General features: G+C 69.9%; 17 protein-coding genes. 11 read left to right on the plus strand and 6 right to left on the minus strand.

Features of this window, described 5'->3' with window-relative positions; translation table 11 throughout:
- Window positions 1-68: 68 nt before the first annotated feature.
- From AB0M70_RS18430 to AB0M70_RS18470, 9 genes are all read left to right on the plus strand, one after another.
- Window positions 69-827 carry a YebC/PmpR family DNA-binding transcriptional regulator gene (locus AB0M70_RS18430; RefSeq protein ID WP_365821002.1) on the plus strand — a complete coding sequence of 253 codons (759 nt, stop codon included), beginning with the start codon at window positions 69-71 and terminating at the stop codon, window positions 825-827.
- Window positions 828-960: 133 nt separating this feature from the next.
- Window positions 961-1,563: a crossover junction endodeoxyribonuclease RuvC gene (gene ruvC / locus AB0M70_RS18435; RefSeq protein ID WP_365821003.1), complete on the plus strand. Its 603-nt coding sequence runs from the start codon at window positions 961-963 to the stop codon at window positions 1,561-1,563.
- Window positions 1,560-2,168: a Holliday junction branch migration protein RuvA gene (gene ruvA, locus AB0M70_RS18440; protein WP_365821004.1), complete on the plus strand. Its 609-nt coding sequence runs from the start codon at window positions 1,560-1,562 to the stop codon at window positions 2,166-2,168. The genes ruvC and ruvA overlap by 4 nt, the downstream gene beginning before the upstream one ends.
- A 47-nt stretch (window positions 2,169-2,215) precedes the next feature.
- Window positions 2,216-3,298, plus strand: a complete 1,083-nt coding sequence (gene ruvB / locus AB0M70_RS18445) for a Holliday junction branch migration DNA helicase RuvB (protein WP_365821005.1) — start codon at window positions 2,216-2,218, stop codon at window positions 3,296-3,298.
- 164 nt (window positions 3,299-3,462) lie between these two features.
- Window positions 3,463-3,930 (plus strand): preprotein translocase subunit YajC, encoded by a 468-nt coding sequence (yajC, locus tag AB0M70_RS18450; protein ID WP_365821006.1) that lies wholly within the window; start codon window positions 3,463-3,465, stop codon window positions 3,928-3,930.
- Between the two features lie 169 nt (window positions 3,931-4,099).
- Window positions 4,100-5,893 (plus strand): protein translocase subunit SecD, encoded by a 1,794-nt coding sequence (gene secD, locus AB0M70_RS18455; RefSeq protein WP_365821007.1) that lies wholly within the window; start codon window positions 4,100-4,102, stop codon window positions 5,891-5,893.
- 1 nt (window position 5,894) lies between these two features.
- On the plus strand, window positions 5,895-7,025 hold the full coding sequence (gene secF / locus AB0M70_RS18460) for a protein translocase subunit SecF (protein ID WP_365821008.1): 1,131 nt from the start codon (window positions 5,895-5,897) through the stop codon (window positions 7,023-7,025).
- Entirely contained in the window at window positions 7,022-7,570 is a 549-nt protein-coding gene (locus AB0M70_RS18465; RefSeq protein ID WP_365821009.1) for an adenine phosphoribosyltransferase, read from the plus strand. Before secF ends, AB0M70_RS18465 begins: the two co-directional genes overlap by 4 nt.
- A gap of 173 nt (window positions 7,571-7,743) precedes the next feature.
- A complete protein-coding gene (locus AB0M70_RS18470) occupies window positions 7,744-10,329 on the plus strand; it encodes a RelA/SpoT family protein (RefSeq protein ID WP_365821010.1) in 2,586 nt (861 codons plus the stop codon).
- 80 nt (window positions 10,330-10,409) lie between these two features.
- On the opposite strand, the gene AB0M70_RS18475 is transcribed toward AB0M70_RS18470, so the two are convergent.
- Together AB0M70_RS18475 and AB0M70_RS18480 are read right to left on the minus strand one after the other, a co-directional pair.
- Complete coding sequence (locus AB0M70_RS18475; RefSeq protein WP_365821011.1) at window positions 10,410-11,642, minus strand: DUF349 domain-containing protein; 1,233 nt, start codon at window positions 11,640-11,642, stop codon at window positions 10,410-10,412.
- A 134-nt stretch (window positions 11,643-11,776) separates the two neighbouring features.
- Entirely contained in the window at window positions 11,777-12,598 is an 822-nt protein-coding gene (locus AB0M70_RS18480) for a peptidylprolyl isomerase (protein ID WP_365821012.1), read from the minus strand.
- A gap of 146 nt (window positions 12,599-12,744) precedes the next feature.
- Here AB0M70_RS18480 and AB0M70_RS18485 point away from each other — a divergent pair, with 146 nt between their 5' ends.
- Entirely contained in the window at window positions 12,745-13,449 is a 705-nt protein-coding gene (locus tag AB0M70_RS18485) for an MBL fold metallo-hydrolase (protein ID WP_365821013.1), read from the plus strand.
- Between the two features lie 13 nt (window positions 13,450-13,462).
- Entirely contained in the window at window positions 13,463-14,725 is a 1,263-nt protein-coding gene (gene hisS / locus AB0M70_RS18490; RefSeq protein WP_365821014.1) for a histidine--tRNA ligase, read from the plus strand.
- 128 nt (window positions 14,726-14,853) lie between these two features.
- On the opposite strand, the gene AB0M70_RS18495 is transcribed toward hisS, so the two are convergent.
- The 4 genes from AB0M70_RS18495 to AB0M70_RS18510 are packed head-to-tail and all read right to left on the minus strand — an operon-like array spanning window position 14,854 to window position 18,414.
- Window positions 14,854-15,477 (minus strand): response regulator transcription factor, encoded by a 624-nt coding sequence (locus AB0M70_RS18495; protein ID WP_365821015.1) that lies wholly within the window; start codon window positions 15,475-15,477, stop codon window positions 14,854-14,856.
- Window positions 15,474-16,670 carry a sensor histidine kinase gene (locus AB0M70_RS18500; RefSeq protein WP_365821016.1) on the minus strand — a complete coding sequence of 399 codons (1,197 nt, stop codon included), beginning with the start codon at window positions 16,668-16,670 and terminating at the stop codon, window positions 15,474-15,476. Before AB0M70_RS18500 ends, AB0M70_RS18495 begins: the two co-directional genes overlap by 4 nt.
- Window positions 16,667-17,521, minus strand: coding sequence for an ABC transporter permease (locus AB0M70_RS18505; RefSeq protein WP_365821017.1), 855 nt, complete (start codon window positions 17,519-17,521; stop codon window positions 16,667-16,669). The genes AB0M70_RS18500 and AB0M70_RS18505 overlap by 4 nt, the downstream gene beginning before the upstream one ends.
- On the minus strand, window positions 17,518-18,414 hold the full coding sequence (locus AB0M70_RS18510) for an ABC transporter ATP-binding protein (protein ID WP_365821018.1): 897 nt from the start codon (window positions 18,412-18,414) through the stop codon (window positions 17,518-17,520). Before AB0M70_RS18510 ends, AB0M70_RS18505 begins: the two co-directional genes overlap by 4 nt.
- Window positions 18,415-18,447: the final 33 nt, after the last annotated feature.

Consider the following 18,447-nt stretch of genomic DNA (forward strand, 5'->3'; position numbering starts at 1 on the left):
GGGGTCCCCCTGGTCCCTTAGGGTCGGGGGAGTTCGTTCTGGTTGGGTAACGCGAAGGAGACAGGCAGATGTCCGGCCACTCTAAATGGGCTACGACGAAGCACAAGAAGGCCGTGATTGACGCCAAGCGCGGCAAGCTCTTCGCGAAGATGATCAAGAACATCGAGGTCGCGGCCCGCACGGGCGGCGCCGATGTGTCCGGTAACCCGACCCTCTTCGACGCCATCCAGAAGGCCAAGAAGAGCTCGGTCCCGAACAAGAACATCGACTCCGCGGTCAAGCGCGGCGCCGGTCTCGAGGCCGGCGGCGCCGACTACGAGACCATCATGTACGAGGGCTACGGCCCCAACGGCGTCGCGGTGCTCATCGAGTGCCTCACGGACAACCGCAACCGCGCGGCCTCGGACGTACGCGTCGCGATGACCCGCAACGGCGGCTCCATGGCCGACCCGGGCTCCGTCTCGTATCTCTTCAACCGCAAGGGCGTCGTCATCGTCCCCAAGGGCGAGGCGGGTCTCTCGGAGGACGACGTCCTGGGCGCGGTCCTGGACGCGGGCGCCGAAGAGGTCAACGACCTCGGCGAGTCCTTCGAGGTCCTCTCCGAGGCCACCGACATGGTCGCGGTCCGCACCGCGCTCCAGGACGCCGGCATCGAGTACGACTCGGCCGACGCCAACTTCGTCCCGACCATGCAGGTCGAGCTGGACGAGGACGGTGCCCGGAAGATCTTCAAGCTGATCGACGCGCTGGAGGACAGCGACGACGTGCAGAACGTCTTCGCCAACTTCGACGTGAGCGACGAGGTCATGGAGAAGGTCGACGCGTAGCGCTGTCGCGAGCTGAGCGGATTCGGCGGGCCGGGTGGGACACACGTCCACCGGCCCGCCGCTGTTGTCAGTGGCAGCGGATAGCCTGGCCCGAAGTCAAAGATCGTTGCCGCGACGAGGGGAGGGGGCGCGCATGCGCGTACTGGGGGTGGACCCCGGACTGACCCGGTGCGGTGTGGGAGTCGTCGACGGAGTGGCCGGACGCCCGCTGACCATGCGCGGCGTCGGTGTCGTCCGGACGCCGCCGGACGCCGAGCTCGGCCACCGACTGGTCGCCATCGAGCAGGGCATCGAGCAGTGGCTCGACGAGCACGACCCCGAAGTCCTCGCCGTGGAGCGGGTGTTCAGCCAGCACAACGTGCGTACGGTCATGGGGACGGCCCAGGCGAGCGCCGTGGCCATGCTCTGCGCGTCCCGGCGCGGCATCCCCGTCGCCCTGCACACACCCAGCGAGGTCAAGGCCGCCGTGACCGGCAGCGGCCGCGCGGACAAGGCGCAGGTCGGCGCGATGGTCACCCGCCTCCTGCGGCTCGACGCACCGCCCAAGCCCGCCGACGCCGCGGACGCCCTCGCCCTCGCCATCTGCCACATCTGGCGCGCCCCGGCCCAGAACCGCCTCCAGCAGGCCGTGGCCCAGAACCGCCTCCAGCAGGCGGCGGCCCTGCACGCGTCGAAGACCCCGAAAGCCCCGACCGCCCGTACAGCCCGGGCAGCACAGAAAGGCCGTACCGCATGATCGCCTTCGTCAGCGGCCCCGTCGCCGCCCTCGCCCCCGATTCCGCGGTGGTCGAGGTCGGTGGCATCGGCATGGCCGTCCAGTGCGCGCCGAACACCCTCTCCACCCTGCGCGTCGGCCAGCAGACCAAGCTCGCCACCTCCCTGGTCGTCCGCGAGGACTCCCTCACGCTGTACGGCTTCGCGGACGACGACGAGCGCCAGACCTTCGAGCTCCTGCAGACCGCGAGCGGCGTCGGACCGCGCCTCGCGCAGGCCATGCTCGCCGTGCACAGCCCCGACGCCCTGCGCCGCGCGGTCGCCACCGGGGACGAGAAGGCGCTCACCGCGGTCCCTGGCATCGGCAAGAAGGGCGCCCAGAAGCTGCTCCTGGAGTACAAGGACCGCCTCGGCGAACCCCTCGGCACGGGCGGCCCCGCCATCGGCACCCCGGTCACCTCCGGCTGGAGCGACCAGCTGCACGCGGCGCTGATCGGCCTCGGGTACGCGACGCGCGAGGCCGACGAAGCCGTCGCCGCCGTCACCCCGCAGGCCGAGGCGTCCGAGAAGCCGCAGGTGGGCCAGCTCCTCAAGGCCGCGCTCCAGACGCTGAACCGCACCCGCTAGCACGTGCCGGCCCCCACACCACCTGAACCACATCGCGAGGCGAGCACATGAACTGGGACGAGACCACCGACGACACGACCGCCCCGGCAGGCGCGGCCGAGCGGCTCGTGGGTGCGTCCGCGGACGGCGAGGATCAAGCGGTCGAGGCCGCCCTGCGTCCCAAGGACCTGGGCGAGTTCATCGGCCAGGAGAAGGTCCGCGAGCAGCTCGACCTCGTCCTGCGCGCCGCCCGCGCCCGAGGAGCCACCGCCGACCACGTGCTGCTCTCCGGAGCTCCCGGCCTCGGCAAGACCACCCTCTCGATGATCATCGCGGCCGAGATGGGCGCCCCGATCCGCATCACCAGCGGCCCGGCCATCCAGCACGCGGGCGACCTCGCGGCGATCCTCTCCTCCCTCCAGGAGGGAGAGGTGCTCTTCCTCGACGAGATCCACCGGATGTCGCGGCCCGCCGAGGAAATGCTCTACATGGCGATGGAGGACTTCCGCGTCGACGTGATCGTCGGCAAGGGCCCAGGCGCCACCGCCATTCCCCTGGAGCTGCCGCCCTTCACCCTGGTCGGCGCCACCACCAGGGCGGGCCTGCTGCCGCCGCCGCTGCGCGACCGCTTCGGCTTCACCGCGCACATGGAGTTCTACGAACCCGCCGAGCTGGAGCGGGTGATCCACCGCTCCGCACAGCTACTCGACGTGGAGATCGACCCGGCCGGCGCCGCCGAGATCGCCGGACGCTCGCGCGGCACGCCCCGTATCGCCAACCGCCTGCTGCGCCGCGTACGGGACTATGCCCAGGTCAAGGCCGACGGAGAGATCAACAGGGACATCGCGGCCGCCGCCTTGAAGGTCTACGAGGTGGACGGCCGCGGCCTCGACCGCCTCGACCGCGCGGTCCTGGAGGCCCTGCTCAAGCTCTTCGGCGGCGGACCCGTCGGCCTGTCGACGCTCGCGGTCGCCGTGGGGGAGGAGCGCGAGACGGTCGAGGAGGTCGCCGAGCCGTTCCTGGTGCGGGAGGGACTGCTCGCACGCACCCCCCGCGGCCGGGTCGGCACCCCCGCCGCATGGGCGCATCTCGGCCTTGTTCCACCGCGGCAGGCGGGCGGAATCGGACAAGGGGACCTGTTCGGGGCGTGACGGCGCGCGTACTCGCCCGGTCAGGAACTGCGGTGCCATGCTGAGCGTTGTTCGTTAGGTGCGGACTCGCTTAGACTCCGCCGATGCCGCCCTTGTGGGCGGCGTGCCCACCCCCGTCCATCAGGCCGCTTATCTGCGCGGTCATGCGAAGGAAACTCCGTCCCGTGAATATCGTGACCCTCCTCCCCTTCATCGTGCTCATCGGGGCCATGTTCCTGATGACGCGCTCCGCCAAGAAGAAGCAGCAGGCGGCCGCGCAGATGCGCAATGAGATGCAGCCCGGCACCGGCATCCGCACGATCGGGGGCATGTACGCCACCGTCAAGGAGGTTCACGACGACGCCGTCCTCCTTGAGGTGGCTCCGGGTGTGCACGCGTTCTACGCGAAGAACTCCGTGGGCGCCGTCCTCGAGGACGACGAGTACAACCGCATCGTGCACGGCACCAGTGCCGTGAAGTCGGACGACCCCGTCGTCCCGGACGACGCCTCCTCCCTCACCGAGACCGACGAGCCCGCCGCCGACGCTTCCGACGACTCGCCCATCGACCTCGGCAAGAAGGACGCGGACAGCGCCCCCAAGGCCGACGACGCCGAGCCGAAGAAGACCGACGGCGAGTCCGACGCGAAGTAACCACCACCGGGGTCCGTGGGGTGCGCCGCTCGCGCCGCCGCGGTCCCCGTAGTGCGTGGTTTCGTGACGGGTCTCGACACCATTTCATGGCCGCCCGACCCGGAGACTCCCCGCTCAGCGCGGGGCAGTGCACCGGACGCCGGGGCGGTTGGACAGGGAGAACGAGAAGGTGGCAGCACCCAAGAAGGGCCGAAGGCAGAGCGCCCCGGGCAAGCCGGGACGCTCTTTGGTCTTCATCCTGATCGCCCTCGTGGCGCTCACCGGAGGGATGTTCCTCTCCGGGAACACCACGCCTCGCCTCGGCATCGACCTCGCCGGCGGCACGAGCATCACGCTCCAGGCGAAGGACGAGCCGGGCCAGAAGAAGAGCGCGATCAACCCGACCAACATGAACACCGCGGTCAGCATCATCAACAACCGCGTCAATGGTCTGGGTGTGTCCGAGGCCGAGGTGCAGACCCAGGGCGAAGACAACATCATCGTCAACATCCCCAAGGGCACGAACGAGAAGCAGGCACGCGAGCAGGTCGGCACGACCGCTCAGCTCTACTTCCGTCCGGTCCTGACGGTGGCCAGCGGTGAGCCCACTCCGGAGCCGTCCGCCAGCTCGTCCGGCAAGGACAAGGACAAGGACAAGGGCGACAAGAGCACGAACACGCCCGAGGCGACCGACAAGGGCGACGACAAGTCCTCCTCGACCCCGACCGCCACCGGCTCGCCCAGCCCGCAGGGCCGCGCCGTCTCCGACGGCCTGAAGGCCGACGCGACTCCGACGCCCAAGGCCTCGGACAAGGGCGGCGACAAGGACAAGGGGGCGCCGACCCCCACTCCGTCCGCCGACCCGGCCACCGCGGCACTGCAGAAGAAGTTCACCGAGCTCGACTGCACGGACAAGGCGCAGCGCGGCAAGGTCGGCGACGGCGTCAAGCCGTCCGAGCAGACCATCGCCTGTGGCAAGAACAACGCCGGCCAGTGGGAGAAGTACGTTCTTGGCCCCGCGGAGCTGAACGGCAAGGACGTCGACGACGCCAAGGCCACGATCAACCAGCAGAGCGGTGCCTGGGTCGTCAACATGGAGTTCACGGGCGGCGGCTCGAAGAAGTTCTCCAAGACCACCAGCAAGCTCTCGCAGCAGCAGCCCCCGATGAACCAGTTCGCCATCGTCCTCGACGGTGAGGTGGCCTCGGCCCCCAGCGTCAACACGACGCTGAACTCCAACGCCGAGATCTCCGGCAGCTTCACCCAGGAGTCGGCCCAGGACCTCGCGAACATCCTGTCGTACGGCGCGCTGCCCCTGACCTTCCACGAGCAGAGCGTCACCACCGTCAGCCCCGCGCTCGGCGGCGAGCAGCTGCACGCCGGTCTGATCGCCGGCGCCATCGGCCTCGCGCTCGTCATCATCTACCTGGTGGTCTACTACCGCGGCCTCTCGCTGATCGCCATCGCGAGCCTCCTTGCCTCGGCGGCCCTCACGTACACCCTGATGACGCTGCTCGGCCCGGCCATCTCCTTCACCCTGAACCTGCCCGCGGTGTGTGGTGCGATCGTCGCGATCGGTATCACCGCGGACTCGTTCATCGTGTTCTTCGAACGCGTCAGGGACGAGGTCCGCGAAGGGCGCACGCTGCGGCCCGCCGTGGAGCGTGCCTGGCCGCGTGCCCGGCGCACCATCCTGGTCTCCGACTTCGTGTCGTTCCTCGCGGCCGCGGTGCTCTTCATCGTGACCGTCGGCAAGGTCCAGGGCTTCGCGTTCACGCTCGGCCTGACCACGCTGCTCGACGTCGTCGTGGTGTTCTTCTTCACCAAGCCCCTGATGACCATCATGGCGCGCAAGAAGTTCTTCGCGAACGGCCACAAGTGGTCCGGTCTCGACCCGAAGCGTCTCGGCGCGAAGCCGCCGCTGCGCCGCACCCGCCGTGCCACTGGTTCTTCCGTTGGCCCTGTCGACCCGAAGGAGGCGTGAGGTGTCGAAGCTCGGCAATCTCGGCGCCAGGCTCTACCGCGGTGAGGTCGGCTACGACTTCGTCGGCAAGCGCAAGATCTGGTACGGCATCTCGATCCTGATCACCATCACGGCCATCGTCGGCCTCGCGGTGCGCGGCCTGAACATGGGCATCGAGTTCGAGGGCGGGGCGGTCTTCACCACCCCGAAGACCAGCGTCTCGGTCGCGCAGGCCGAGAGGTACGCGGAAGATGCCTCCGGTCACGACGCGGTCGTCCAGGAGCTCGGCTCGGGCGGCCTGCGCATCCAGGTCGCAGGCGTGGACACCGCCAAGTCCGACCAGATCAAGGCGGAGCTCGCCAAGGACATGGACATCAAGTCCGAGTCCATCAACGCCGACCTCGTGGGCCCCAGTTGGGGTGAGCAGATCAGCAAGAAGGCCTGGACGGGCCTGATCATCTTCATGGTCCTCGTGGTGATCTATCTGGCGATCGCCTTCGAGTGGCGCATGGCGGCGGCCGCGCTGATCGCCCTGATCCACGACATCACGATCACCGTCGGTGTGTACGCACTGGTGGGCTTCGAGGTCACCCAGGGCACGATCATCGGTCTGCTGACCATCCTCGGTTATTCGCTGTACGACACGGTGGTGGTCTTCGACAGCTTGAAGGAGCAGTCGAAGGACCTCACCAAGCAGACGCGGTGGACCTACAGCGAGGTCGCCAACCGCAGTATCAACAGCACCCTGGTGCGCTCGATCAACACCACGGTCGTCGCGCTCCTGCCGGTCGCCGGCCTGCTCTTCATCGGCGGCGGCTTCCTCGGCGCGGGCATGCTCAACGACATCTCGCTGTCGCTGTTCGTCGGCCTCGCGGCCGGTGCGTACTCCTCGATCTTCATCGCCACGCCGCTCGTCGCCGATCTCAAGGAGACCGAGCCGCAGATGAAGGCGCTCAAGAAGCGCGTCCTCGCCAAGCGCGCCGCCGCGGCGGCCAAGGGCGAGTCCGTGGAGAGCCCCGCACGGGACGAGGACGACGACGAGTCGCCGGACGACCTGCCCCAGGACGCGGCCCCCGCCGGCGTCGTCGGCCCGCGCACGCAGCCGGCCTCCCGGGGCCGGGGCCGCGGCCGTCCCTCGGGGAAGCGCCGATGACCGAGCTCGCCGGCACGTCGGAGCTGCTGCTCAGCCGCATCCGGGACGTCCCCGACTACCCCGAGCCCGGGGTGACGTTCAAGGACATCACCCCGCTGCTCGCGGACCCGGAGGCCTTCGCCGCACTCACCGAGGCCCTCGCGGACCTCGCCGTGCGGTACGGCGCCACGAAGATCGTCGGCCTTGAGGCCCGCGGCTTCATCCTGGGCGCCCCGGTCGCGCTGCGCGCCGGGCTCGGCTTTATCCCCGTACGCAAGGCGGGCAAGCTCCCCGGAGCGACGCTCGCCCAGTCGTACGACCTGGAGTACGGCAGCGCAGAGATCGAGGTGCACGCCGAGGACCTCGCCGCCGACGACCGCGTCATGATCATCGACGACGTCCTGGCCACCGGCGGCACCGCCGAGGCGTCTTTGCGGCTCATCCGCCGCGCGGGCGCGCGGGTCGCCGGGGTGGCGGTCCTGATGGAGCTCGGCTTCCTCGGAGGCCGCGCCAAGCTGGAGACGGCCCTGGAGGGCGCCCCGCTGGAGGCCCTCCTCACCGTCTGAGCAGCCACCACACACACCCTGAGGCGGGCCCGGAGGAATCCGGCGCCCGCCTCAGGCGTTTCTCCCGTAGTGAGCCGTCTCACGGGCTGAAGGCGAGCCGAAGGTCCAGGATCGATACCATGGGTTCTTCGGGGCCTGACCGGGGGACCCGGATTGCGCACAGGGAGCGCCTCTTGCCAGACGAGTCCAAGGCACTCACCGCCGCCAAGGCCGCAGAGCAGGCCAAGAGCGCGGCGGCACCCGCTGCCGCGCCCGCGAAGGGCACGCCGCCCGCCAAGGGCGCGACGCCGGCGAAGCGGGAGAGCACGCCCCCCAGCAGCACGTCCGCACCGAGCACGCCGGGCGACAGCGGCCCCCGCGAGAGGCCGGCCGTCGAGCCGTCGCGCCCCAAGCCCCCCACCGAGGCCCGCGCGGGCAGCACGACGCCCACGCCCCGCCCCACCGCGGCCAAGAACGAGCGCTCCGGCTCCTCCAACCGCGTGCGGGCCCGTCTGGCCCGCCTCGGCGTCCAGCGTTCGAACCCGTACAACCCGGTCCTCGAGCCCCTGCTGCGGATAGTGCGCAGCAACGACCCCAAGATCGAGACGGCGACGCTGCGCCAGATCGAGCGCGCCTACCAGGTCGCCGAGCGTTGGCACCGCGGTCAGAAGCGCAAGAGCGGCGACCCGTACATCACGCACCCCCTCGCCGTGACGACGATCCTCGCCGAGCTCGGCATGGACCCGGCCACCCTGATGGCCGGGCTCCTGCACGACACCGTCGAGGACACCGAGTACGGCCTGGACACCCTCAAGCGCGACTTCGGCGACCAGGTCGCCCTGCTCGTCGACGGCGTCACCAAGCTGGACAAGGTCAAGTTCGGCGAGGCAGCGCAGGCCGAGACCGTGCGCAAGATGGTCGTCGCCATGGCCAAGGACCCCCGCGTCCTGGTCATCAAGCTCGCCGACCGCCTGCACAACATGCGCACGATGCGCTATCTCAAGCGCGAGAAGCAGGAGAAGAAGGCCCGCGAGACCCTTGAGATCTACGCTCCACTGGCGCACCGCCTGGGCATGAACACCATCAAGTGGGAGCTGGAGGACCTCGCCTTCGCGATCCTCTACCCCAAGATGTACGACGAGATCGTGCGCCTGGTCGCTGAGCGCGCCCCCAAGCGCGACGAGTACCTCGCCATAGTGACCGACGAGGTCCAGGCCGACCTGCGCGCCGCCCGCATCAAGGCCACCGTCACAGGACGCCCGAAGCACTACTACAGCGTCTACCAGAAGATGATCGTCCGCGGCCGTGACTTCGCGGAGATCTACGACCTGGTGGGCATCCGCGTCCTCGTCGACACGGTCCGTGACTGCTATGCCGCTCTCGGTACGGTCCACGCGCGATGGAACCCGGTCCCCGGCCGGTTCAAGGACTACATCGCGATGCCGAAGTTCAACATGTACCAGTCGCTGCACACGACGGTCATCGGCCCCAACGGCAAGCCCGTCGAGCTCCAGATCCGTACGTTCGACATGCACCGCCGCGCCGAGTACGGCATCGCCGCGCACTGGAAGTACAAGCAGGAGGCCGTCGCCGGCGCCTCGAAGGTGCGCACCGACGTGCCGCGGAAGGCCGGCGGCAAGGACGACCACCTCAACGACATGGCGTGGCTGCGCCAGCTCCTGGACTGGCAGAAGGAGACAGAGGACCCCAGCGAGTTCCTCGAGTCGCTGCGCTTCGACCTGTCGCGCAACGAAGTCTTCGTGTTCACGCCCAAGGGCGACGTCATAGCGCTCCCTGCGGGCGCGACGCCGGTCGACTTCTCGTACGCGGTCCACACCGAGGTCGGCCACCGCACCATAGGAGCCCGGGTCAACGGCCGGCTCGTGCCGCTCGAATCGACCCTGGACAACGGCGACCTGGTGGAGGTCTTCACCTCCAAGGCGGCCGGCGCGGGCCCATCCCGCGACTGGCTCGGCTTCGTGAAGTCGCCGCGGGCGCGCAACAAGATCCGCGCGTGGTTCTCCAAGGAGCGCCGCGACGAGGCCATCGAGCAGGGCAAGGACGCCATCGCGCGCGCCATGCGCAAGCAGAACCTGCCGATCCAGCGCATCCTCACGGGCGACTCCCTGGTCACCCTCGCGCACGAGATGCGCTACCCCGACATCTCGTCCCTCTACGCGGCGATCGGCGAAGGCCACGTCACCGCGCAGTCCGTCGTGCAGAAGCTCGTCCAGGCGCTGGGCGGCGAGGAAGCCGCCAACGAGGACATCGCCGAGAGCACACCGCCCTCGCGCAGCCGCAGCAAGCGCCGCGCCAACGCCGACCCCGGTGTCGTCGTCAAGGGCGTCGAGGACGTGTGGGTCAAGCTGGCCCGCTGCTGTACGCCGGTGCCGGGGGACCCGATCATCGGCTTCGTCACGCGCGGCAGCGGCGTATCGGTGCACCGGAGCGACTGTGTGAACGTCGACTCGCTCTCCCGCGAGCCCGAGCGCATCCTCGAGGTCGAGTGGGCACCCACCCAGTCCTCGGTCTTCCTGGTCGCGATCCAGGTGGAGGCCCTGGACCGTTCACGCCTGCTCTCGGATGTCACGCGCATCCTCTCGGACCAGCACGTGAACATCCTGTCCGCGGCCGTCCAGACCTCCCGCGACCGGGTCGCCACCTCGCGCTTCACCTTCGAGATGGGCGACCCCAAGCACCTGGGCCATGTGCTCAAGGCGGTCAGGGGAGTCGAGGGCGTCTACGACGTGTACCGAGTGACGTCGGCGCGCAGGCCGTAAATCGGGCCACTACGTAGAGGGGCTCCCGTACGCGATGTACGGGAGCCCCTCTGCGTAGCCTCTACGTAGCGTGCGAAAACTCAGCCGCCGAACTCGTGCAGACCCTTCAGGGCCTGGTCGAGCAGCGCCTGGCGACCGTCGAGCTCCTTCTGGAGCTTGTCGGCCTTGGCGTTGTTGCCCGCCGCACGCGCCTTCTCGATCTGCTCGACCAGCTTGTCGACGGCGGCCTGCAGCTGACCGGTCAGACCCTCGGCACGCGCACGCGCCTCAGGGTTCGTCCGGCGCCACTCGGCCTCCTCGGTCTCCTGCAGGGCACGCTCCACCGCGTGCATCCGGCCCTCGACCTTCGGCCGCGCGTCACGCGGGACGTGGCCGATGGCCTCCCAGCGCTCGTTGAGCGTACGGAAGGCGGCGCGCGCCGACTTGAGGTCCTTCACCGGGACGAGCTTCTCGGCCTCCTCGGCCAGCTCCTCCTTCAGCTTCAGGTTCTCCGTCTGCTCGGCGTCCCGCTCCGCGAAGACCGAGCTGCGCGCTGCGAAGAACACGTCCTGGGCGCCGCGGAAGCGGTTCCACAGATCGTCCTCGTGCTCGCGCTGGGCGCGGCCCGCGGCCTTCCACTCCGTCATCAGGTCGCGGTAGCGCGCGGCCGTCGGACCCCAGTCGGTCGAGTTGGAGAGGGCCTCGGCCTCGCCGACCAGCTTCTCCTTGGTCTTGCGGGCCTCCTCGCGCTGGGCGTCCAGCGAGGCGAAGTGGGCCTTGCGCCGCTTGGAGAACGCCGAGCGGGCGTGCGAGAAGCGGTGCCACAGCTCGTCGTCCGACTTGCGGTCCAGGCGCGGCAGACCCTTCCAGGTGTCCACCAGGGCACGAAGGCGCTCACCCGCCGCCCGCCACTGCTCGCTCTGGGCCAGCTCCTCGGCCTCGACGACCAGCGCCTCCTTGGCGTGCCTGGCCTCGTCCGACTGCTTGGCCTTCTGCACCTTGCGCTCTTCGCGGCGCGCGTCGACGGTCTCGACGAGCTTGTCCAGGCGCGTGCTCAGGGCGTCCAGATCGCCGACCGCGTGTGCCTCGTCCACCTGCTGGCGCAGGTGGTCGATGGCGGTCATGGCGTCCTTGGCCGACAGGTCGGTCGTCTTCACCCGGCGCTCGAGAAGTCCGATCTCGACGACCAGACCGTCGTACTTGCGCTCGAAGTAAGCCAGGGCCTCGTCAGGAGACCCCGCTTTCCACGAACCGACCTCGCGCTCGCTGCCGTCGGCCTTGCGCACGTACACGGTCCCCGTCTCGTCGACGCGGCCCCACGGGTCGCTGCTCACAGCGCCTCCTCCACATGATGCCTGCGCAGGGCCTCGGGGCCCCCGGCATCGTCCACAGTTTCGTCACCGCCAACATAGGCGACCGGCGGGGCGGCTGTCCGCATCCCGCGCGTCCGAAGTTTGCCTCCCGGCGGTCAGGATTTCGACACGGTCGCCTTGTTGATGACGACCGTCGCGTTCGGGGCGCCGTCGCCCTGGCCGGTGCTCTCGCCGGCGTCGGCGATCTTCTTGAGCACCTTCATCCCGGAATCGGAAATGGTCCCGAACGGTGTGTAGTCGGGCGGGAGCTGACTGTCCTGGTAGACCAGGAAGAACTGGCTGCCTCCGGTGTCCCGGCCCGTCTTCTTCTCGGCGTTGTACCGGTTGGCCATCGCGACCGTGCCCGCCGGATAGACGTTCCCCTTCAGGCGCTTGTCCTTGAGGTTCTCGTCCGGGATCGTGTAGCCGGGGTCGCCCTCGCCGGTGCCCTTCGGGTCGCCGCACTGCAGGACGTAGATGCCGCCCGCGGTCAGCCGGTGGCACTTGGTGTGGTCGAAGTAGCCCTTCTTCGCCAGGAAGTCGAAGGAGTTGACCGTGTGCGGGGCCTTGGCCGCCGACAGGTTCAGGTCGATGTCGCCGCAGGTGGTGGCGAGCTTCATCGTGTAGTCGGCCGACTTGTCGACCGTGAGCTTCGGTTCCTTCTTGAAGCTGAGCGGCTTCACCTTGCCGCCCGCGGGCTTCTTGCAGGGGTCCGCCTTGGTGGTGGGGCTCGCGTTCGCCTCGTCGTTGCTCGCGCTGTCGCCGTCGAAGGCTCCTGCCGCGTACGACACCGCGCCGCCCGCCAGGATCACCGCGAGCGCCGAGGCGATCACCGCGTTGCGCATCCGCGCCCTGCGCCGCGCGGCCTCCCGGCGCTGCTGCTGCCGCAAGAACTTCTCCCGGGCGAGCTGACGCCGCCGCTGATCGTTGCTGACCACCGGGTTCTCTCTCCTCTGCGTGGATGACCGCTTCTGTTAGCCCCGTACCGTATATGGGTTAGCTGTGGAATCGGGAGCGCCGGTAGGCTCTGATCTGCCGCGATCCCGCGCGGTCACCTCCGCCGCACTACGAACGAAGGACGATCGTGCTCATTGCCGGGTTTCCCGCCGGGGCCTGGGGCACCAACTGCTACGTGGTCGCCCCCGCCGCAGGCGAGGAGTGCGTGATCATCGACCCGGGCCACCAGGCCGCCGAGGGAGTCGAGGACGCGCTCAAGAAGCATCGGCTCAAGCCCGTCGCGGTCGTCCTCACCCATGGCCACATCGACCATGTCGCCTCGGTCGTCCCGGTCTGCGGCGCGCACGACGTGCCCGCGTGGATCCACCCCGACGACCGGTACATGATGAGCGACCCGGAGAAGGCCATAGGCCGTTCCTTCGGCGCGCAGCTGCTCGGCGAACTGACCGTGGGGGAGCCCTCGGACGTCAAGGAGCTGGCCGACGGCGCCCGGTTGAAGCTCGCCGGTCTGGACTTCTCCGTCGCGCACGCGCCGGGGCATACGAAGGGGTCGGTGACGTTCCAGTTGCCCGAGTCCGCCGAGGTCCCCTCGGTGTTCTTCTCGGGTGACCTGCTCTTCGCCGGCTCCATCGGCCGCACCGACCTGCCCGGCGGATCGCACGACGAGATGCTCGCGTCGCTGGCGCGTGTGTGCCTGCCGCTCGACGACTCGACCGTGGTCCTGCCCGGTCACAACGAGCACACGACCATCGGCCGTGAGCGCGCCACCAACCCGTATCTGCGCCAGGTGGCCGCCGGCCTGGGAGCCGACGCTCCCCGACGAGGAATGTGACGAGAGAAAACCCGTGAGCACCTTCAAGGCCCCCAAGGGCACGTACGACCTCATCCCGCCGCGTTCCGCGAAGTTCCTGGCGGTGCGCGACGCGATCTCCGCGCCCCTGAAGAACTCCGGCTACGGCTACGTCGAGACGCCCGGCTTCGAGAACGTAGAGCTGTTCTCGCGCGGCGTCGGCGAGTCCACCGACATCGTCTCCAAGGAGATGTACGCCTTCGAGACCAAGGGCGGCGACCAGCTCGCCCTGCGTCCCGAGGGCACCGCCTCCGTGCTGCGCGCGGCCCTGGAGGCCAACCTGCACAAGGCGGGCAACCTCCCGGTCAAGCTCTGGTACTCGGGCTCGTACTACCGCTACGAGAAGCCGCAGGCGGGCCGGTACCGCCACTTCTCGCAGGTCGGTGCCGAGGCGATCGGCGCCGAGGACCCGGCTCTGGACGCCGAGTTGATCATCCTCGCCGACCAGGCGTACCGCGCGCTCGGCCTGCGGCAGTTCCGCATCCTGCTGAACTCGCTCGGCGACAAGGAGTGCCGCCCCGTCTACCGCGCCGCGCTGCAGGACTTCCTGCGCGAGCTCGACCTGGACGAGGAGACACGTCGACGTATCGACATCAACCCGCTGCGGGTCCTCGACGACAAGCGCGCCGAAGTCCAGAAGCAGCTGGTCGGCGCCCCGATGCTGCGCGAGTACCTGTGCGACGCCTGCAAGGCGTACCACGAGGAGGTCCGCGAGCTGATCACGGCGGCGGGCGTCGCCTTCGAGGACGACGAGAAGCTGGTCCGCGGCCTGGACTACTACACCCGCACGACCTTCGAGTTCGTCCACGACGGCCTCGGCTCGCAGTCCGCGGTCGGCGGCGGCGGTCGCTACGACGGCCTGTCCGAGATGATCGGCGGCCCCTCGCTGCCGTCGGTCGGCTGGGCGCTCGGCGTGGACCGCACGGTCCTGGCCCTGGAGGCGGAGGGCGTGGAGCTCGAACTGCCCTCGGCGACCAGTGTGTTCGCGGTGCCGCTGGGCGACGAGGCGCGCCGGGTGCTGTTCTCCAAGGTGACGGAGCTGCGCAAGGCGGGCGTCGCGGCGGACTTCTCGTACGGCGGCAAGGGGCTCAAGGGAGCCATGAAGAACGCGAACCGTTCGGGCGCGCGGTACACCGTGGTCGCCGGTGAGCGGGATCTCGCCGAGGGCGTCGTGCAGCTGAAGGACATGGAGTCCGGCGAGCAGAGCGCGGTCGCGGTGGACGAGATCGTGGGCGAGCTGAAGGCCCGGCTGGGCTAGGCGGCCGGGGTCGGGTGCGGGCAGTTTTTCGCCCCCTCCGCCCCTACCCGTCCCGAACCCGGGGCTCCGCCCCGGACCCCGCTCCTCAAACGCCGGAGGGGCTGAATTCTTCAGCCCCTCCGGCGTCCTCACTCCAGCAACCCGAACCGCATCGCACTGGTCACCGCCGCCGTGCGGTCGTCCACCCCCAGTTTTCCGAAGGCTCGCAGCAGATGGGTCTTCACCGTCGACTCGGCGACATGCAGCGGCCGCCCGATCTCCGCGTTCGTGCACCCCTCGGCGACCAGCCGCAGCACCGCCGTCTCCCGCCCGGTGAGCCGGGGCCGCTCCGGACGGGTCCGCAGCTGGTCCACCAGGCGCGCCGCCACCGAGGGAGCGAGCACGGTCTCCCCGCGAGCAGCCGCCCGTACCGCCTCTGCCAGCTCTCCCCGCGCCAGGTCCTTGAGCAGATAACCCGCCGCGCCCGCCTCCACGGCCCGCAGGATGTCCCGGTCCGTCTCGTACGTGGTGAGCACGATGACCCGGCAGGAGAGCCCGGCCGCAGCCATCCGCTCGATCGAGTCCGCCCCGCCGCCACCCGGCATCCGCAGGTCCATCAGGACGATGTCCGGACGCAGTTCGGCGGCGAGCGCCTCCGCCCGTGGTCCGCTGGCCGCCTCCCCGACGACATCCAGGTCCGGCTCGGCGTTCAGCATGGCGCGCAGCCCTTCGCGTACGACGGGATGGTCGTCCGCCAGCACGATGCGGATCACGGATCGGTCCTCTCGGGGATCGGCAGCAGGACGGTGACGGTCGTGCCGTCGCCGGGGCCGCTCGTCACCTCGGCGGTGCCGCTGACCTCGGCGGCCCGCGCGCGCAGCCCCCGCAGGCCGTACCCGGGGTGCGGCAGAACGGGGTCGAAGCCGCAGCCCGTGTCCCGCACCGCCAGGGCGAGCGAGCCCCGCGCGTAGTCCAGGGCGACGCTCGCCGACGCGTCCGGCCCCGCGTGCCTGCGGACGTTGGCGAGAGCCTCCTGGCAGGCGCGCAGGGCCACCACTTCGATGCCGGGCGGCAGCGGGCGCACATCGCCCCGCACGCGGACCTCGGCCTCGTGCCGGGCGGCCAGGCGCCGCAGGGCGTCCGGCAGCGAACCGCCGTTCAGGTCGGCCGGCGCGCCACCCGCGACCAGGGCCCGCGCCTCCGCGAGGTTCTGCCGGGCCGTCGACTCCATCAGCGCCAGATGGCGGCGGGCGGCGGACACGTCACGCTCCAGCTCCGCGTCGACGGCCTGGATCAGCATGAGGACGCTGGTGAATCCCTGGGCCAGCGTGTCGTGGATCTCGCGCGACATGCGCTCGTGCTCGGTGAGGGCACCGCGCTCGGCGGAGAGGCGGGCCACCTCCTCGCGGCTCGCCTCCAACTCGGCGATGAGGTCGGCTCGTTCGACGCTCTGCTCGATGATGCGGACGGTCCAGCTGCCCATCGCCACCGAGAAGACCAGCGTCACCACGGCGAAGACCGAGTTGTAGAAGACATCTTGTGAAGAGGGCCGCCAGAGCACGGCCCAGCCCGCCACGGGCGCGATGTTGATGACCGTGACCGCCACGAGCGCCCGGCGCATCCGCAGGCAGATGAAGCACATGGGGATGAGCGCGAAGGACATCAGACGGGTCTGGCCGACCAGCATCCCCGGCGCCAGGAACAGCCCGATCGTGCCCGTCACGAAGATGAGGGCCCGCCGTTCGTCGGTGCCCTCCTCGACCAGGACGCAGCGGCCGAACCACACGTACCAGGGGACGAGGAGCAGCAGCAGCCCCGCCGTGGTGAGCCGGACGGGCCACCCCGGCTCCGCCGTGCCGAGCACGAATACCAGGGTGGCCAGCCACACCACGGCGAAGTACGTGTCCCAGATCCGGAAGGTGCGCTGCCAGATGTTCGAGTCGCGCGGCCCGGCCGGCTCGCTCATCCGTCGCGCCGGTTCTTCCAGCGGAAGGTCAGCAGACACAGCACCAATCCTCCGACGCACCAGGCGCCGAGCACCAGAGCGATGCGCCCGTACTCCCAACTGCCCGCCTGTTCGAGGACGCTCGCCGATTCGGGCAGGAACACCCCGCGGAAGCCCTGGCACATCCACTTCAGCGGGAAGAGCGCGCTGATGTCCAGCATCCAGTCGGGGATCGTGTCGATGGCGATGTAGACGCCCGAGATGAACTGCAGCACCAGGAAGGGCAGCACGACGACCGACGTGGCGCTGCGCCCGGACTTCGGGACGCTGCTGATGGCGATGCCGAGGAGCGCGCAGCCGGTGAGGCCGAGGACGAAGATCCAGCCGAAGGTCAGCCACGTGTCCGCGGTCGTCGGCAGCTCGACGTCGAAGAGCGTCACACCGACGACCAGCAGGGCCGCGGTCTCCAGGAGCCCGGTGACCAGGACGAGCCAGATCTTGCCGAGGAAGTACGCGGCCGGGGGCATCGGGGTGCCGCGCAGGCGCCGCAGGATCTTCTCGTCACGCTCGATCGCGATGGAGATGCCGAGCGACTGGAAGCTGGTGGACATGATGCCTGCGGCGATCATCGCGGCCACGTATAGCTGTGAGGCCGTGATGCCCGCGCCCTCCACGTCGTCGCTGAAGATCGACGCGAAGAGGAAGAGGAAGACGACGGGGAAGGCGAAAGTGAAGATCACCTGCTCGCGCAGCCGGAAGAACTGCCGCAGCTCCATCGCGCCGTGGTGCAGCCCGAGCCCCCAGGCGGAGGGCAGGCGCGGCTGGGCCCGCTCGGAGCGGCGTACGTCGGTGGTGGGCGCGGTCGATGTCATCGCGTGGCCTCCTGGCCGGTGAGTCGCAGGTAGACGTCCTCCAGGGAGGGGCGGCCGATGCGCAGCCCCGGGATCTCTCCGTCGAAGCGGGCCGTCAACTGGGCGACGGTCCGCGTCGGGGTCCGGGTGTGCTCCACGCGCGGGGTCCCGTCCGGCTCCGCCCACTCGACGACGGCCTCGGTGCCGTACTGCCCGCGCAGGGCCGTGGGTGCGCCCTCGGCCACCACCCGGCCGTCGGCGATCACCGCGAGCCGGTGTGCGAGCGCCTCCGCCTCCTCCAGGTAGTGCGTGGTGAGCAGGATGGTCGTGCCCTCGTCGGCGAGGCCGCGGATCAGGCTCCAGAACTGACGCCGCGCGGCCGGGTCGAAGCCCGTCGTCGGCTCGTCCAGGAGCAGGAGCGCGGGGTCGCCGATGACGCCGAGCGCCACGTCGAGGCGGCGGCGCTGGCCTCCGGAGAGGCTCTTGACGCGGCTCGCGGCCTTCTCCTCCAGGCCGACGAGCGCGATGGCCTCCTCGGGGTCACGCGGGTTCGGGTAGTAGCGGGCGAACTGACGTACTGTCTCGCGCACCGTCAGCTCGACGGGCGCCGACTCGTCCTGCCAGACCACACCGACGCGTGAGCGCCAAGCCCGTCCGGCGGACGCGGGGTCCACGCCGAGCACGGCGACATCGCCGCCGTCCCGTGCGCGATGGCCCTGCAGGATCTCCACCGTGGTGCTCTTGCCCGCGCCGTTGGGGCCGAGGATGCCGTAGACCTCCCCGTGCCGGACGGCCAGGTCGATGCCGTCCACGGCGGTCACCTCGCCGTAGCGCTTGCGCAGTCCCCGTACGTCCACCGCGAGGTCGCCCGTGGCCGTGGCGTCCTGGGTCGTCGTGCCGTCGTATGGCGTCATGCCGTCGAGCGTCGTGGCGAACCGAACGCTCCG

Origin of the sequence: Streptomyces sp. NPDC051214 (genome assembly GCF_040682375.1) — a bacterium.
Classification (GTDB): Bacteria; Actinomycetota; Actinomycetes; order Streptomycetales; family Streptomycetaceae; genus Streptomyces.

What these genes read in the sequence shown, in the direction of transcription:
- ruvC (WP_365821003.1), top strand. Translation starts at nt 961, where the DNA reads ATGCGCGTACTGGGGGTGGACCCCGGACTGACCCGGTGCGGTGTGGGA.
- AB0M70_RS18430 (WP_365821002.1), top strand. Translation starts at nt 69, where the DNA reads ATGTCCGGCCACTCTAAATGGGCTACGACGAAGCACAAGAAGGCCGTG.
- ruvA (WP_365821004.1), top strand. Translation starts at nt 1,560, where the DNA reads ATGATCGCCTTCGTCAGCGGCCCCGTCGCCGCCCTCGCCCCCGATTCC.
- AB0M70_RS18465 (WP_365821009.1), top strand. Translation starts at nt 7,022, where the DNA reads ATGACCGAGCTCGCCGGCACGTCGGAGCTGCTGCTCAGCCGCATCCGG.
- AB0M70_RS18510 (WP_365821018.1), bottom strand. Translation starts at nt 18,414, where the DNA reads ATGACGCCATACGACGGCACGACGACCCAGGACGCCACGGCCACGGGC.
- ruvB (WP_365821005.1), top strand. Translation starts at nt 2,216, where the DNA reads ATGAACTGGGACGAGACCACCGACGACACGACCGCCCCGGCAGGCGCG.
- AB0M70_RS18505 (WP_365821017.1), bottom strand. Translation starts at nt 17,521, where the DNA reads ATGACATCGACCGCGCCCACCACCGACGTACGCCGCTCCGAGCGGGCC.
- AB0M70_RS18500 (WP_365821016.1), bottom strand. Translation starts at nt 16,670, where the DNA reads ATGAGCGAGCCGGCCGGGCCGCGCGACTCGAACATCTGGCAGCGCACC.